Below are 13,443 nucleotides of genomic sequence, written 5' to 3'. Positions count from 1 at the left end.
ATAGCGGCGCGGTTCAGTGATGAAATCATTAGCGGCAATGTCGTCGGGCACGCAGTTCGGTGACCGGGGTTCATGGGTTTCCGTGAGGAGTCGGTGATGAGCGAGACCGCGTCGGGTTCGCGGGCTGGGTCACGGGTGGGGCGCTATCTCCTCAAACGGCTGCTGGGGCGCGGCACCACCGGCGAGGTCTACGAGGCGGTCGACACCCATAAGGACCGCACCGCCGCGCTCAAACTGCTGGCGCCGGCGTTAGGCGGGAATCCGGCTTTTCGCGAGTGGCTGCAGCGTGAGGCGCTGGTCGTTGGGCGGGTGCAGGAGCCTCATGTGGTCCCGGTTCGCGACTACGGCGAGCTCGACGGCCAAGTGTTCATCGATATGCCTCTGGTAGCCGGTGCCGATCTGGCCGCACTGTTGAAGCGCCACGGCGCACTACCCCCGTCGCGTGCGGTGAACGTCGTGTGGCAGGCAGCGTCGGCCCTGGACGCCGCGCACAGCGTCGGGGTGATCCACCGCGGTGTCAAGCCGCGCAACATTCTGCTGACCAGTGATGACTTCGTCTATCTGGTGGATTTCGGGTTGGCCGGCGCTCCCGGAGCCGACGCGGCCGACGCCGAGAATGCGGGTGCCCGCTGGAAGTACGCGGCACCGGAGTTGTTCTCCGGCAGTGACTTCGGACCGGCTGTCGACGTCTATGCGCTGGCATGCGTGCTCTATCAGTGCGTGACAGGATCGCCGCCATACCGGGCCGACAGCCTCAAGATGCTGGCCAATGCACATCAAACCAAACCGATTCCGCGGCCCAGCTACGCCGGGGCGACCATCCCCGCCGCCTTGGACGAAGTAGTCGCCAAAGGTATGGCCAAGGACCCCCACGAGCGTTATGCCAGCGCCGCGGAGCTCGCAACCGCGGCCTATCAGGCGCTCAGCGCGCCCGATCAGCACCGGACCCTGCAGATCTATGAGACCAGCCAGCAGTCCACCCCGCCGTTGATCGAGCAGTCACAACAAAGCACACCGCCGGGGGTGCCGACCGAGGTGCCGCCTTCCGAGCCGGCCGCGGCGGCCGAGGTTCCACCAGCCCCGGTGCACGAGGCGCCGCCGGTGCCCGAGCCGCAACCGAGCCGACCGGCCGCCCCGCCGGCCCAGCCCGACCCGATTCCCGCGCCCGTGACCGCCGCCCGCCCGACCGAGCAGCCGGGTCAGTCCCGGGTTTCGACGGCCGCCGACGACTGGTTCAGTTCGACACGCCGACTACGCCCGTATAACGATCCCGCCAAGCGCAAGCTGCTGCTGCGGATCGGAGCGGCGCTGGTCATCGTCGTCGGGTTGATCGTCTGGATGACGAACCGATCGGGTTCCGACGACCTGGCCGGCGACACCGACACCTCGCGGTCCGCCGCGGGGGCGACGCAGCCCACCACGACCGTGTCGTCGGCCGAGGCGCAGGCCCGTCTGTTCAAGCTGCTGCCCTCGGGCTACCCGCAGGACACCTGCACATCGACCACACCGTCGGGCGGGGCGATCGCCGAGGTGACGTGCGGCCGCAACACCGACGTCGACGGCCCGCCCACGGCGACCTACGCACTGTTCTCCGATGCCAGCTCGCTGCGCCAGAGCTTCGACAACACGGTGCAGGCCACCACCGTGGTCAACTGTCCGGGCCGAATCCAGTCGCCGGGCGCCTGGCACCGCACCGCCAGCCCGGACAAAACGGCCGGAACGCTGCTGTGCGGCACCCGACAGGGGTCACCCGTGCTGGTGTGGACCAACGACGCCAACCTGGTGATCGGCTCCCTGCGGACCGAGCGCAGCACACCCACACTGGAGCAGTTCTACGCGTGGTGGAGTTCGCACTCCTGAGCATCGATCCTTGAGAGCCGAACAAACGCAGCTGTCAAATCCGTTAGGCTTTTCCTCCTGGAGTCACTGCATCACCTTCGAGATCAGTCGAACCGAGGAGTCAGCCCATAATGAAGTTCTTCACAACTGCCGTGGCAGCCGCGGGCGCGTTGGCCGCAGCCGGAGCCGTCACCGCCGCGACCGCCAGTGCGGACGCCGGCGACGCCGCACCCTCGACCCACCCGATCGGCACCCAGGGCACCGTGGAGAACGGCGGTGTCATCCAGGGCTGGACCGTCAGTGACCTGCGCCCCAGCTCCGACGCCATCCCCTACCAGCCGCGCGGCACCCTGTGGGAGGCCACCGCCACCGACGTGGCCATCCAGGGCAACGTCACCCCGGTGATCGCCAACCTCGGCGCGCGCTCAGCAAGCGGTCAGACCTACCCGGCCCTGTTCACCGTGGCCAGCGCGCAGGGCGTGAACCCGGCCAACCTGGCTCAGGGCCAGAAGACCAGCGGCAAGGTCTACTTCGACGTCACCGGCGACGTGCCCAACAGCGCGGTCTACCAGGGCGCCGGTCAGGATCTGCTGGTCTGGACCCCCGCCGCGCCGACCACGCCGGCCGGCGGTTCGTCGGGTCCGGCGGCCACCGGTTCGCAGCGGGCCTCCGGTCCGGCGGCCACCGGCACCAAGCCTGCCCAGCCGGGCGCCCAGGGCGCCCCGGCCGCTACCGAGACCACGCCGGCTGCCGCCGGTAGCCAGGGCACCCCGCTGCCCGCGAGCAGTCAGGGCACCCCGTTGCCGGCCGAGGCCGGCGGCACTCCGGCCGCTGCCACCGGTTCGGAGGTTCCGGGCGCCACGGGCACGTCGGGTTCGCAGACCCAGGCCGGCGCGGGCAGCGCGGAAGCGTCGACTCCGGCCGGCGGCCCGGCGCCGTCCTCGCAACAGACCCCGGGTACGCCGACCCAGTCCGAGGCATCGGCTGCCGCCGGCAGCTCGGGTACGCCGCTTCCCGCGGAGGCGCCGGGCGCGTCGACAACGGAAGCGACCGGTACGACGGGCACGGCGGGCACCGGTTCGGAAGGCACCACGTCGGCTGCCGCCGGAAACCAGGGCACGCCGCTTCCGGCCGGCACCCCCGGTACCCCCGCCGCCAGCGGCGCGAGCACCTCGACCACGTCGAACTGACCGAAGTTCATCGCCAGTCCGGCCCGGCCTCTGCTACCGCGAGGTCGGGCCGGACTCGTTCCTGGGTAGCGTGGTACCCGGCCCGCTACGATGGAAGTACTTGAGTACCAATGTCGTCGGCATGCAGCCGATTTGAGGAGACAGTCCCATGAAGTCCATCTCGACCGCACTGGTCGCGGGAGCACTGGCCGCCGCGGGCGCCCTCAGCACCGGGATCGCCGGCGCGGACCCTGACCCGGCCCCAGTTCCCGCCCCGGCCACCCAACCGATCGGCACCCAGGGCACCTTGCCCGAAGGCCCCGGCGTGCACGGCTGGACCATCACCGATCTGCGCCCCAGCTCGGACGCCATCCCCTACCAGCCACGCGGCACCCTGTGGGAGGCCACCGCCACCGACGAGGCGATCCAGGGCACCGTTTTCCCGATCGTCGCCAACCTCAGTGCCCGTTCGGCCAGCGGCCAGAACTACCAGTCCCTGTTCACCGTGCCCACGCCCCAGGGCATCGTGCCGACCGGTCTCACCCAAGGCCAAAAGACCAGCGGCAAGGTCTACTTCGACGTCACCGGCGATGCCCCGAACAGCATGGTGTACCAGACCGGCGGCGCGGACCTGATCCGATGGGTGGCCCCGGCTCCGCAGGCACCGGCTCAGCCGCAAGCCCCCGCCGGCGGGTCCCAGGTCCCGGCGAGCGGCGGCAGCAACCGGGCGCCTGCTGCGCCGGCTCGACCCCCCGCGGCGCGGCCCGCGCACCCCGCGCCGTCAGCTCCGCCGACCGGCAGCTCCGGAACCCCGCTGCCCGAGGGCAGCTCCGGCACGCCGCTGCCCGCCGAAGCTCCCTGATTCAGCGGCTGCTCAGAGCCCGAACTGGTCGTCGATCAGTCCGAGCCAGATCTGGGCCGCGTCGATGGCGACCTTCTCACTGATGAAGGCGTGCTGGGTTCCGGTATAGATGTCGCGGAATGCTCGTTCGAGGCGGCTGCCTTCGCGGATCGCTGTTGTCCCGGCCGCCAGATGTGCCCATTCGGCGCAGTTTCTGGCGGTATCGGTGGCGTAGACGGCCGCCACTCGCATGTCGGCACGCAGTCCCGGCGTCAGGTCTTCCCCTGCCGCGACGGCGGTTTCGGCTGTGGTGAAGGCATCGAGCACCAGCAGACGAGCGGCTCGCCACGCGGCGACATGGTGAGCCAGATCCTTCTGGAATGTCGGGCGGCTGGCCAATGCCGCCATGTCGCTCATGCGGTATTTGGTGGCGGCAAGTTCGGTGACGTCGTCCAGCATGCTTTTGGCGACACCGAGCGCCCAGGACGCGTGCCCTGCCGCGGTCACCGGCATCAAGCCCATCCGGCACGCCGGTGTGCTACCCCGGCGGGGCGTACGGCAGAACAGCGGAAAGGTCCGGCTCTGTGGCACGAACACGTCGTTGGCACTGTAGTCGTAGGAGCCGGTTCCCTTGAGCCCCTGGACATGCCAGCCGTCGTTGAATGAGACCTGCTCACGCGGGAGCACCGCGACCTGCATGTCGGGTATCCCGTCGCTGACCCAGCGCATCTCGCCGTCGTCCATCGGGAAGAATCCCGCGGCGACGTACTGGGAGTGGCCGATGCCCGAGCCGAAGCTCCACGCTCCGCTCAGCCGGTAGCCGCCGTCGACCGCCACGCCCTGCCCATTGGGGAAGTATTGGCCGCCCAGCGTGACGCGATGGTCGTGGCAGGTGAACACCTCTGCGAACCCGTCGTCGGGCAAGTAGGCGGCGGCGGCAAACGACGAGGGCATGTTGGCGATACCGACCCAGCCGAACGAGCCGTCCTGCCAGGCCATTTCGATCCACGTCTCGATCATCTCGGCGAACGACGGCCCGACGCCGCCGGCAGCCGATGGATTGAACGACGTCATCAGGCCGCTGCGCCACATCTCGTCGACGATGGGGCCGGTCAGCGTGCGGCGCTGCTCGGACGCGGCGGCTTCGGCCGCCACCAGCTCGCGCATGCCGCGCGCCAGTGCGACGACCCTGCCGGCCTCGGTCACTTGCGGAAGCGCCCGGCGAATCCGCGCAGCGGCAGGTCGGCGCTGGTCAGCAGGCCGGGCGGCGCCGCCACCACCGACTTGATCGCGTTGAGTGCGGGCAGCCCGGTCACGGTCATGCCGATCGAGGCGAAGTTGTCCGGGTTGGACAGGTCGACCCCGGGTTTGGGGAAGATCATGTGCTTGTTGTAGACGCACGGATCGCCGGTGACCCGGGTGATGTAGCAGCCCTTGATATTCCAGTTCGGCTCGGTGAACGGCGTCATCTGCCACTCCAGATGCGTCTCGACGCGCGGCACACCGTCCACCATGCCCTGGTACTTGATGTAGTTGCCGCCCAACGAGCCCTTCGGCAGGGTGTACCAACCCAGGTCGACATCCCTGGTGCACACCCCCAGCTCGTAATCGAAGGTCACCTCGTCGAGGGTCAGATCGAAACAGTCGGCCATCATCAGCACGCTGTCGGCAAAGACGCGGGTGAATTTCTCCAACTTGGCCGGGATCTCTGGATCATCGGCCGGCTGGCCGTAGCCCACCTCGATCCAGGTGTCCTTGGAGTGGTGACACGACACGTCCACCGACTCGATGGTGGTGATGTTCTCGATCTCGGCGACATCAGCCGAACACACCACGCCGAGAATCTGATTGAGCCCCGGGTTCATTCCGGTGCCGTAGAAACTCGCGCCACCCAGCTCGGCGGCCTCGGCCAGCAGCTGCGTCACCGGCTTGCCCGACGGGTGCGGATGATTGCGGTCGCGATGCCAGCCGGTGATCCAGTCGGCGGTGGTCACGATGTTGATGCCCGCTTCCAGGACCTTGACGTAGAGGTCCTCGTCGGGAAACACCCCATGAAAAGTCAGGACGTCGGGCTTGGCGGCGATGATCTCCTCGACACTGCCGGTCGCGATGACCCCGTTGGGCGCGATCCCGGCCAGCTCACCGGTGTCCTTACCAACCTTGTCCGGCGAATAGCAGTGCACCCCTACCAGTTCGAGGTCGTCGCGCGCGGCGAACCGTCGGATCATCTCGGTCCCGACGTTGCCGGTGGCGACCTGGAAAACACGGATGGGTGCGGCGGCTGCGTTCATGCGGTGAAACCCTTCTGCGCGTGGACCTCGGCAGCACTGCCGCCGATGCCATCGGGATAGAACTGCTTGGCCCACTGGCGAATTGCAGTGAAGCCCTCAAACTCCGCGGTCGCCAGGGCCGGCGGATCCGAATAGCGCTGATGCGACCAGATGTGGATGTCTTGCTCGAATTGGCGGATGACTTCGCGCCCGAAATCGGCTGCGCGGGCCTCGGCGCGATCAGGATCTCCGGGCTTATGCGGCGATCCCAGCTTCGCCTCTCCTCCGTCGAGCCTCGCTGAATCGCCGGGCTGTGACCTGCCGATATAGACCATGAAGCGAACGTCGGAGGTGGATTCGTCCACCGGCGTGATCGCCGAGATGGTCCGGTTGTCGATCATGCCCCAGCTCTTGGTCACCGCGATGCCCAAGCCGCCGTTGATGGCTTCCACGCCGCTGTTGACGTCCTCGATCTTCTGACCATCGTCGCCCTCGAAAGTGATGGTGAAGTCCACGTAGGACACCGGTTCGGCGAAATCGTGGCGGGTGAAGACCGGCACGATCGGGGTGCGGTGCACGTACTTGAAGTGGGCGAAGTCCACACCGTTCTCCAGCACGTACTGCGGGTGCATCTCCAGGCTTTGCCGGTACAGCCGTTGCTGCGGGTAGTAGTCGGCGGCGCTGCGATCGTCGAAGCTGGCGAACACATCGGGCGGGTCGAAGTACGGCGCACGGCCGTGCGCGTCATTCCAGATGTAGACCGACTCGTTGCGCTCGACAACCGGATAGGTGGTGATACGCCGGCCGCGGTTGGGCTTGTCCTGGTATGGGATACAGACGTTGCGGCCCTGGGAATTCCACTGCCAGCCGTGGAACGGGCACTGCAGCACCTCGCCGTGCACGGTGCCGCCGTAGCCCAGATGTGCGCCCAGGTGTTCGCAGTACGCGTTCATCACGGTGAGCTGACCGGACTCGGCACGCCAGGCCACCATCTCCCGGCCGAAGTACTTCATGGTGTGGACATCGCCGACGCCGATCTCGTCGGACCAAGCCACTTGAAACCAGCCTGTCGGGTTCATCGACAAGGGCGGTTTGGCCATGTCAACGTGTCCTCTCTGTGGTCTCCGACCGGGCCCGACTTCCGCAGCATAGTTCGCTCCGCGACAGAATCATAGTGGGCACTATGGAAATGTTGTTAGGATCCGTGGGATGACACAACCGGCGCCGCGGCGCAGCAACAAGCGTGGGCAGGCCACCCGCGAGGCGATGCTGGACGCCGCGGTGCGCTCGCTGGCCACCGGCGACCCCGGCGCGGTGTCGGCCAGCCGGATCGCGAAGGAGAGCGGTGCCACCTGGGGTGCGGTGCAGTATCAGTTCGGCGACGTCGACGGGTTCTGGGCGGCGGTCCTGCACCGCACGGCCGAACGCCGCGATGCCGCGATGTCGGCATTCGCCGGGGTGAAACCGGATGCGCCGCTGCGGGATCGAGTCGCGGCGATCATCGACACCCTCTATGACGGGCTGGCCTCCCAGGATTCGCGGGCGATCGAGAATCTGCGGGCCGCACTCCCCCGCGACCACCTCGAATTGGAACGGATGTATCCGCGCACCGCAGCCGAGTTGTACTCCTGGGGCAAGAGTTGGCTGACGACGTGCCATGCGGCCTTCGCCGATCTCGGCGTCGACCCCCAGCGAGTGCGTGAGGTAGCCGCCCTCATCCCCGGTGCGATGCGCGGGCTGGTCTCCGAGCGCCAGCTGGGCTCCTACGCCGACCTCGACGAGGCCCGCCGCGGACTGACCAATGCGCTGGCGGCATATCTCGAGCAGTCACGGCTCGGCTAACGCTGCGGGAATCCGGCCACAGCGGCAGGATGTGATGGTGTTTGGCCTCGTCGTTGTTGTCACCCTCGTCGCCACCGTGGTCGGCGGCACCATCCTGGGGAAGCGCTATCGCGTCGGTCCCCCGGTGTTGCTCATCGTTCTCGGCGGCATGCTGGGTCTGATACCCCGCTTCGGCGAAACCCAGCTCGACGGGGAGATCGTGCTGCTGCTGTTCCTGCCGGCAATCCTGTACTGGGAGAGCATGAACACCAGCTTCCGGGAGATCCGGGCGAACCTGCGCGTAATCGTGCTCGTCAGCGTCGGCTTGGTGATTGCCACCGCGGTGGCGGTGTCCTGGACGGCCCGATCGCTGGGCATGGAGCCACATGCGGCGTCGGTTCTGGGTGCCGTGCTGTCGCCCACCGACGCCGCCGCCGTGGCCGGCCTGGCGAAGAAATTGCCGCGCCGGCCGCTGACCGTGCTTCGCGCCGAAAGCATCATCAACGACGGCACCGCGCTGGTGCTGTTCGCGGTGACGGTCGCCGTCGCCACCGGCAGCCCCGCGATCGGCCCCATCGACCTGGTGGGCCGATTCGTCGGCTCGTACCTCGGCGGTATCGCGGCCGGTCTGCTGGTGGGTGCCGCGGTCACGCTGCTGCGCCGCCGCATCGACGCGCCACTGGAAGAAGGCGCCCTGAGCATCTTGACGCCTTTCGCGGCGTTCCTGCTGGCTCAGACGTTTCACTGCAGCGGCGTCGTCGCGGTGCTGGTGTCCGCACTGGTGCTGTCCTACGTCGGCCCGCGGGTGATCGGGGCGCGTTCGCGGCTGCAGGCGTTCGCGTTCTGGGACATGGCGACGTTTTTGATCAACGGCTCGCTGTGGGTGTTCGTCGGCGTCCAGATCCCCGGGGCGGTGCACGGGATCGAGAATGTCGGCGACGGCGTCGGTCACGCCACGATGCTGGCCCTCGCTGTCACCGGTGTCGTCATCGTGACCCGAATCGCCTGGTCGGAGATCACCACCGTGCTCCTGCGCACCTTGGACCGGCGTGCCGTGCAGCGCACCCGTCGGGTGGGCTGGCGCCAGCGCGCGGTATCGAGTTGGGCGGGCTTCCGCGGCGCGGTCTCCCTGGCCGCGGCACTGGCCGTCCCGTTGACCACCCACGCGGGCACCCCGTTTCCGGACCGCAACCTGATCATCTACGTGGTCACCTTCGTGATCCTGGTGACGGTGCTGGTCCAAGGAAGCACCCTGCCCGCGGTCGTGCGATGGGCACGGATGCCCGAGGACGCGGCACACGCCGAGGAGTTGCACCTGGCGCGTACCCGGGCCGCCGAAGCCGCCCTGGAAGCACTGCCGCGGGTAGCCGACGAACTCGACGTCAGCCCGGAGCTGGTGGGTCGGCTGCTCAAGGAGTACCGGGATCAGGCCGAGTTGGTGGCGGTGTCCGATCAGCCCAACGCGGCCGCCGAACGTGACGACATGGTGCGCCGGGTACATCTGGGCGTCCTCGAGCACCAGCGCAGTGCCGTTACCGAACTGCGCGACCGAAATCAGATCGACGACATCGTGTTACGCGAGGTGCAGGCCGAAATGGACCTCGAGGAAGTGCGCCTGCTGGGACCGGCCGACGCCGAGTAGCGGCCGGGCGGGTCCATGCCCCACCGGCTCGTGGCGACAGGGTGGCTGCCGACCACTACTATCCACTTCGTGAGCGATTCATCGGCCCGCCGACTGCGACTCGCAAGTTCAGGCACTGTGCTAGCAGCAGTCTTGCTGACCGCCCCCGTCGTGATTCCCGCCGGCACGCCCGGTGCTGTGGCACCGGCCAGCGCGGCCTGCCCCGACGTCGAAGTGGTGTTCGCCCGTGGGCGCCTGGAATCACCCGGGGCCGGCGCGATCGGCAACGCGTTCGTCAGCGCGCTGCGCTCCAAGACCTCCAAGTACGTCAGTTTGTATGCGGTGAATTACCCCGCCGACAATGAGATCGACAAGGGCGCCAACGACATGAGCGCCCACATCCAGAACACGATCAACGGCTGCCCGAACACCCGGATAGTGCCGGGAGGTTACTCGCTGGGCGCGGCAGTCACCGACGTGGTGCTGGCAGTCCCCTTCTCGGCGTTGGGCTTCACCAATCCCCTGCCACCGGGCGCCGACGAGCACATCGCCGCAGTGGCGCTGTTCGGCAACGGCAGTCAATGGGTCGGACCCATCACGAACTTCAACCCGATCTACAACGATCGGACCATCGAGCAGTGCCATGGCGCCGACCCCATCTGCAACCCCGCCGACCCGAACACCTGGGAAGCGAACTGGCCGCAACACCTGGCCAGCGCCTATATCTCCGCAGGAATGGTGGACCAAGCGGCTGACTTCGTCGCCGGAAAGCTGTAGCCGGCCCTGGGCTGACCGCCGCCGTCAGCCCTTGGAGAGTTCGGGGGTACCGCGGCCCAGTCCGCGAAATCCCTCGCACGGTTGTTTGGCTCCGACCACGAACGGCAGCGCCTTCCACCGAAACCTCATCCTGCCGCGAAATCCCATGGCGTCGGGCGGTGGCGCTACCGCCGACTTCGCGAGATCCAGGTAGTACGTTGCCGTTTGGCCCAGTCCTTCGAAGTCGTGCACCAGTGGCGTGCACACAGCACGAACGGGCTCGTCAAGCCGCTGCGCTATGGCATCGGTCATCAACACGTATTCGGGAACCGGCACCAGGTTCTTGAGCATCCGGTGCACCAGGATGACGTCGACGCCGGCAAGTTCGGTGTGACGCTTGACCTTCTGCTCGGCGACCTCGCCCTCATGCGCGACGAACTTCAGCGAGAGGTTCATCAGCTGCTCGCAGCTTTCACAGTTACAGTTGCGCCCGTTCTCGATCCGGGCCCGTCGATTCAGGAACGCCTGATGCATTCGCGACAACCGCTCGCTGACCAAGACCTGGGCGTCACCGTCGGGCGCCCAGAAGAAGGCGGCGTCACCTTCGAGCTTCGCCAGCTTCATGCCCTTGGCGGCATCGATGACCGATTCCAGCAGCGCGGCGACTGCCATCTGGGCATGCACCAGATGGGTCCGGTTCCAGTTCATATAGGCGGTGTAGCCGCCGATATCAGCAATGACGAGCACCGCGCGCCGGATGGCCATGAATAAGGAAGTTTAGTCCCCGTTGCTAGCCATAACCACGCTTCACCAGATGACGTGCGCCGGCCTCCATGGCGGCCGGGCCGGCCACCTCGAAGTCGAAGGCGTTGGCCAACCGATTGGTGATGTCGAAGACCAGACCGACCGCCAGTGCGTCCTTGACCTGCTCAGGCGTGACGCCGGTCGCCAGCACGCCGCGCACGTCGTCGGCATCGATGCGCTGCTGGCGCGACAGCTGGCCCAGCAGGCGAAGTGTTGCCCGCAGCTCTTCGGTGATCGGGGCGGTGTCCAGGTCAGCGAGGGTGGCGGCTGCGGTCTCATCGGCATAGCAGAGATTGGAGGTGGCCGTGTGCGCGGCGACGCAGAACGGGCAGTCGTTCACCTTGGAGAGGTAGGCGGCCATCAGCTCCCGCTCCCCGATGGTCCAGGCCGACGGCCCGCGCATCGCCTCGTTGGTCAGCGGTCCGCCACCGTAGAACTCCGGGCGATAGAACGCGAGTTTGACGGCGTCGACCACCGGCTGCCGTGACACCAGGCGAATGATTCTCAACAGGGCCTTGGTGCGTAGCCGGTGGCCGTGGTCGAGGACGGCCAGTCTCATTGCTTCCCCCGGGCTTCGGTCGCATCCGCGAGCGCCTCCAGCGCGCTGGTGTACTGCCGGGTCGCCTGGCCGACCGCGGCGCACACGACGACCTCGAAGATCTGGTCTTCGCTCAGGCCTGCGGCACCGACGGCGGCAATATCCTGGTCGGCCACGCTGTACGAGCGCAGGGCCACCTTGTCGACCAAGGTGCTGATCGGTTCCTCGAGACCGGCGTTGTCGTAGGCGGCCCGGCGCAATCCCAGCGGCGCTGTCCCGCCCTGGCCCAGAATGCGGTCCAGCAGCGCTCGGTGAAATTCGGTGATGTCGGACATGGCTTTTCGTGGACCTCCTGGTGGGGATGAGGGTCACATCGGCTGGTCACTACCGGTCCATTGTGCGACCGCGGGGCCCGTGCGGTCCAGGCCTGGGCGATTCAGAGTTCTACCGGCGGGGTGTGGACCAGGCGGGGATCGGGCGCCCCCGATATGCGCAGCAGACCTCGCACGACGCGGACGGCCAGCGGCCACGAGCGCGGATCACGCAGGTTGATACCGCCGATCAGTTGTTTGACCATGGACAGCGTGTCGAAATAGATCCGCTCGACCACCAGGTTCTCGCGCTCGTCGAAGATGAAGTAGGCGGTCATCCGGGTGCGGTGCCGTGATCCGGTGGGTGGCACGGCGCCTAGGGGCCCCAGATGTGTTCCCGTCAACCAGAACTCGACGATCACCGCGTCGGCACTGTGGCGCAGCGCGATGATCTCGTGGTTTTGGTCCGGGAAGGCCACTCGGGTACCGCGGTAGTAACCGCGCACCTCGGCGTCGCCGTCATGCACCGTCAGGGTCGGAATGATCTCGTAGTGGGGATGCGGGAACGTGGCCAGCACGTCGTCCCAGTCCTGACGTACTTCGTCCCGGAAATGGTCGAGGACCAGCCTCTCGCGGGCGCGCAGGACCTCGACGGACGGGATGGCGTAGCGATCGGTCACGGTGTTCCCCTTACGGAGTCATGCGTTGTCCTGCCGGCGAGTTTCGCGCTCGTCGCTTACCTGCCGATACTGCCGCAGCTCGGCGCGCACCGCAGCATCGAATGCCCGGTCCAAGCTGGCGTGCGCCGACCGCCTGGCCACCCTGCGCATAGCGTCGACCAGGTCCGCGGCCCAGGCGAGTTCGTCGTCACTGGCCGGCAGCCACCCCCGGCCGCGCTGCCGAACCACCTCGTCGTGTCCGCTGCGCGTCAAGAGTCCGGCCGCATCGTCCAACTTCTTGTCGACTGCGGTCACGGTCTTCAGCATCGTCGCCAACGGCATCCCTCGCGACATCAACGTCTCGAGGTCATCGATCTGATTCGTGTCTGCGACCCGGTAGACGTTGTCGACGTCGGTCGGCTCGATGACTCCACTGGTGGTCAGGCGCCGCAGCAAGGGGGCGTCCAGCGGGCCCAGCCGCTCCTCCAACTGTTCTCGCGTCATGGTCTGCGACAGCGGACGTGACCACGGTGCGGTCACCAACTCGCCCAAATCAGCCAGGTCCAAGACCTCGACCAAGGCATCGCCGCGCTGAAGCCCGGTCAAGAACTTCAGGATGTGTTTGACCGTGAAACCCTCGCCGAGCAAACGGATGATCGCCTGTAGCTGCTTGAGGTGCCGGTCGGTGTAGATCGCGACCCGGCCCCGGCGCTGGGGCCGGGGCAACAGACCGCTTTCCTGGTACACCCGGACGTTGCGAGTGGTGGTCCCCGCCTGTCTCGCAAGATCGTCGATCCGGTACTCGGTCACTATG

General features: G+C 67.4%; 14 protein-coding genes. 6 read left to right on the top strand and 8 right to left on the bottom strand.

All coding sequences use genetic code 11. The features are described 5' to 3' along the window. The first annotated feature begins 96 nt into the window (after window positions 1-96). The 3 genes from ACJH71_RS12040 to ACJH71_RS12030 all read left to right on the top strand — a co-directional run bounded on the left by ACJH71_RS12040 (window position 97) and on the right by ACJH71_RS12030 (window position 3,870). Complete coding sequence (locus ACJH71_RS12040) at window positions 97-1,860, top strand: serine/threonine-protein kinase (RefSeq protein WP_406758253.1); 1,764 nt, start codon at window positions 97-99, stop codon at window positions 1,858-1,860. Window positions 1,861-1,970: 110 nt separating this feature from the next. Continuing rightward, window positions 1,971-3,029 carry a DUF1942 domain-containing protein gene (locus ACJH71_RS12035; protein ID WP_406758252.1) on the top strand — a complete coding sequence of 353 codons (1,059 nt, stop codon included), beginning with the start codon at window positions 1,971-1,973 and terminating at the stop codon, window positions 3,027-3,029. A 148-nt stretch (window positions 3,030-3,177) separates the two neighbouring features. Continuing rightward, window positions 3,178-3,870 (top strand): MPT63 family protein, encoded by a 693-nt coding sequence (locus ACJH71_RS12030; protein WP_406758251.1) that lies wholly within the window; start codon window positions 3,178-3,180, stop codon window positions 3,868-3,870. A 12-nt stretch (window positions 3,871-3,882) separates the two neighbouring features. On the opposite strand, the gene ACJH71_RS12025 is transcribed toward ACJH71_RS12030, so the two are convergent. Genes ACJH71_RS12025 through ACJH71_RS12015 form a run of 3 tightly spaced genes read right to left on the bottom strand, consistent with a single transcriptional unit; the run spans window position 3,883 to window position 7,219 of the window. Next, the gene (locus ACJH71_RS12025) at window positions 3,883-5,016 is read right to left on the bottom strand and encodes an acyl-CoA dehydrogenase family protein (RefSeq protein ID WP_406758416.1); all 1,134 of its coding nucleotides are present in this window, start codon (window positions 5,014-5,016) and stop codon (window positions 3,883-3,885) included. 35 nt (window positions 5,017-5,051) lie between these two features. After that, the gene (locus ACJH71_RS12020) at window positions 5,052-6,140 is read right to left on the bottom strand and encodes a dihydrodipicolinate reductase (protein WP_406758250.1); all 1,089 of its coding nucleotides are present in this window, start codon (window positions 6,138-6,140) and stop codon (window positions 5,052-5,054) included. Continuing rightward, window positions 6,137-7,219, bottom strand: a complete 1,083-nt coding sequence (locus ACJH71_RS12015) for a Rieske 2Fe-2S domain-containing protein (RefSeq protein ID WP_406758249.1) — start codon at window positions 7,217-7,219, stop codon at window positions 6,137-6,139. Before ACJH71_RS12015 ends, ACJH71_RS12020 begins: the two co-directional genes overlap by 4 nt. A gap of 109 nt (window positions 7,220-7,328) precedes the next feature. Here ACJH71_RS12015 and ACJH71_RS12010 point away from each other — a divergent pair, with 109 nt between their 5' ends. The 3 genes from ACJH71_RS12010 (at window position 7,329) to ACJH71_RS12000 (ending at window position 10,338) form a co-directional block, all read left to right on the top strand. Then, window positions 7,329-7,961, top strand: a complete 633-nt coding sequence (locus ACJH71_RS12010; protein ID WP_406758248.1) for a TetR/AcrR family transcriptional regulator — start codon at window positions 7,329-7,331, stop codon at window positions 7,959-7,961. A gap of 37 nt (window positions 7,962-7,998) precedes the next feature. Next, window positions 7,999-9,582: a Na+/H+ antiporter gene (locus ACJH71_RS12005; protein ID WP_406758415.1), complete on the top strand. Its 1,584-nt coding sequence runs from the start codon at window positions 7,999-8,001 to the stop codon at window positions 9,580-9,582. A 69-nt stretch (window positions 9,583-9,651) separates the two neighbouring features. Further along, window positions 9,652-10,338 (top strand): cutinase family protein, encoded by a 687-nt coding sequence (locus tag ACJH71_RS12000; RefSeq protein WP_406758247.1) that lies wholly within the window; start codon window positions 9,652-9,654, stop codon window positions 10,336-10,338. A 24-nt stretch (window positions 10,339-10,362) separates the two neighbouring features. Here ACJH71_RS12000 and ACJH71_RS11995 read toward each other — a convergent pair whose 3' ends face one another. From ACJH71_RS11995 to ACJH71_RS11975, 5 genes are all read right to left on the bottom strand, one after another. Next, window positions 10,363-11,082 carry a DUF2652 domain-containing protein gene (locus ACJH71_RS11995; protein WP_406758246.1) on the bottom strand — a complete coding sequence of 240 codons (720 nt, stop codon included), beginning with the start codon at window positions 11,080-11,082 and terminating at the stop codon, window positions 10,363-10,365. Window positions 11,083-11,107: 25 nt separating this feature from the next. Beyond that, complete coding sequence (locus ACJH71_RS11990; protein ID WP_406758245.1) at window positions 11,108-11,680, bottom strand: carboxymuconolactone decarboxylase family protein; 573 nt, start codon at window positions 11,678-11,680, stop codon at window positions 11,108-11,110. Beyond that, window positions 11,677-11,994, bottom strand: coding sequence for a hypothetical protein (locus ACJH71_RS11985; protein WP_406758244.1), 318 nt, complete (start codon window positions 11,992-11,994; stop codon window positions 11,677-11,679). The genes ACJH71_RS11990 and ACJH71_RS11985 overlap by 4 nt, the downstream gene beginning before the upstream one ends. A 101-nt stretch (window positions 11,995-12,095) precedes the next feature. Further along, window positions 12,096-12,650, bottom strand: a complete 555-nt coding sequence (locus ACJH71_RS11980; RefSeq protein ID WP_406758243.1) for an ester cyclase — start codon at window positions 12,648-12,650, stop codon at window positions 12,096-12,098. 18 nt (window positions 12,651-12,668) lie between these two features. Continuing rightward, the gene (locus tag ACJH71_RS11975) at window positions 12,669-13,439 is read right to left on the bottom strand and encodes a MerR family transcriptional regulator (protein WP_406758242.1); all 771 of its coding nucleotides are present in this window, start codon (window positions 13,437-13,439) and stop codon (window positions 12,669-12,671) included. Between the last annotated feature and the right edge of the window lie 4 nt (window positions 13,440-13,443).

This window comes from Mycobacterium sp. SMC-15, assembly GCF_045310925.1.
Lineage (GTDB): Bacteria > Actinomycetota > Actinomycetes > Mycobacteriales > Mycobacteriaceae > Mycobacterium.
Note: the sequence above shows the minus strand (reverse complement) of the source record. Positions and strands in the feature narration are given on the sequence as shown.

Bases quoted from the DNA above. Each gene is read 5' to 3' on its own strand.
- ACJH71_RS12040 (WP_406758253.1), top strand. From the start codon at position 97: ATGAGCGAGACCGCGTCGGGTTCGCGGGCTGGGTCACGGGTGGGGCGC.
- ACJH71_RS12010 (WP_406758248.1), top strand. From the start codon at position 7,329: ATGACACAACCGGCGCCGCGGCGCAGCAACAAGCGTGGGCAGGCCACC.
- ACJH71_RS12025 (WP_406758416.1), bottom strand. From the start codon at position 5,016: ATGCGCGAGCTGGTGGCGGCCGAAGCCGCCGCGTCCGAGCAGCGCCGC.
- ACJH71_RS12030 (WP_406758251.1), top strand. From the start codon at position 3,178: ATGAAGTCCATCTCGACCGCACTGGTCGCGGGAGCACTGGCCGCCGCG.
- ACJH71_RS12015 (WP_406758249.1), bottom strand. From the start codon at position 7,219: ATGGCCAAACCGCCCTTGTCGATGAACCCGACAGGCTGGTTTCAAGTG.
- ACJH71_RS12020 (WP_406758250.1), bottom strand. From the start codon at position 6,140: ATGAACGCAGCCGCCGCACCCATCCGTGTTTTCCAGGTCGCCACCGGC.
- ACJH71_RS11995 (WP_406758246.1), bottom strand. From the start codon at position 11,082: ATGGCCATCCGGCGCGCGGTGCTCGTCATTGCTGATATCGGCGGCTAC.
- ACJH71_RS11985 (WP_406758244.1), bottom strand. From the start codon at position 11,994: ATGTCCGACATCACCGAATTTCACCGAGCGCTGCTGGACCGCATTCTG.
- ACJH71_RS12035 (WP_406758252.1), top strand. From the start codon at position 1,971: ATGAAGTTCTTCACAACTGCCGTGGCAGCCGCGGGCGCGTTGGCCGCA.
- ACJH71_RS11990 (WP_406758245.1), bottom strand. From the start codon at position 11,680: ATGAGACTGGCCGTCCTCGACCACGGCCACCGGCTACGCACCAAGGCC.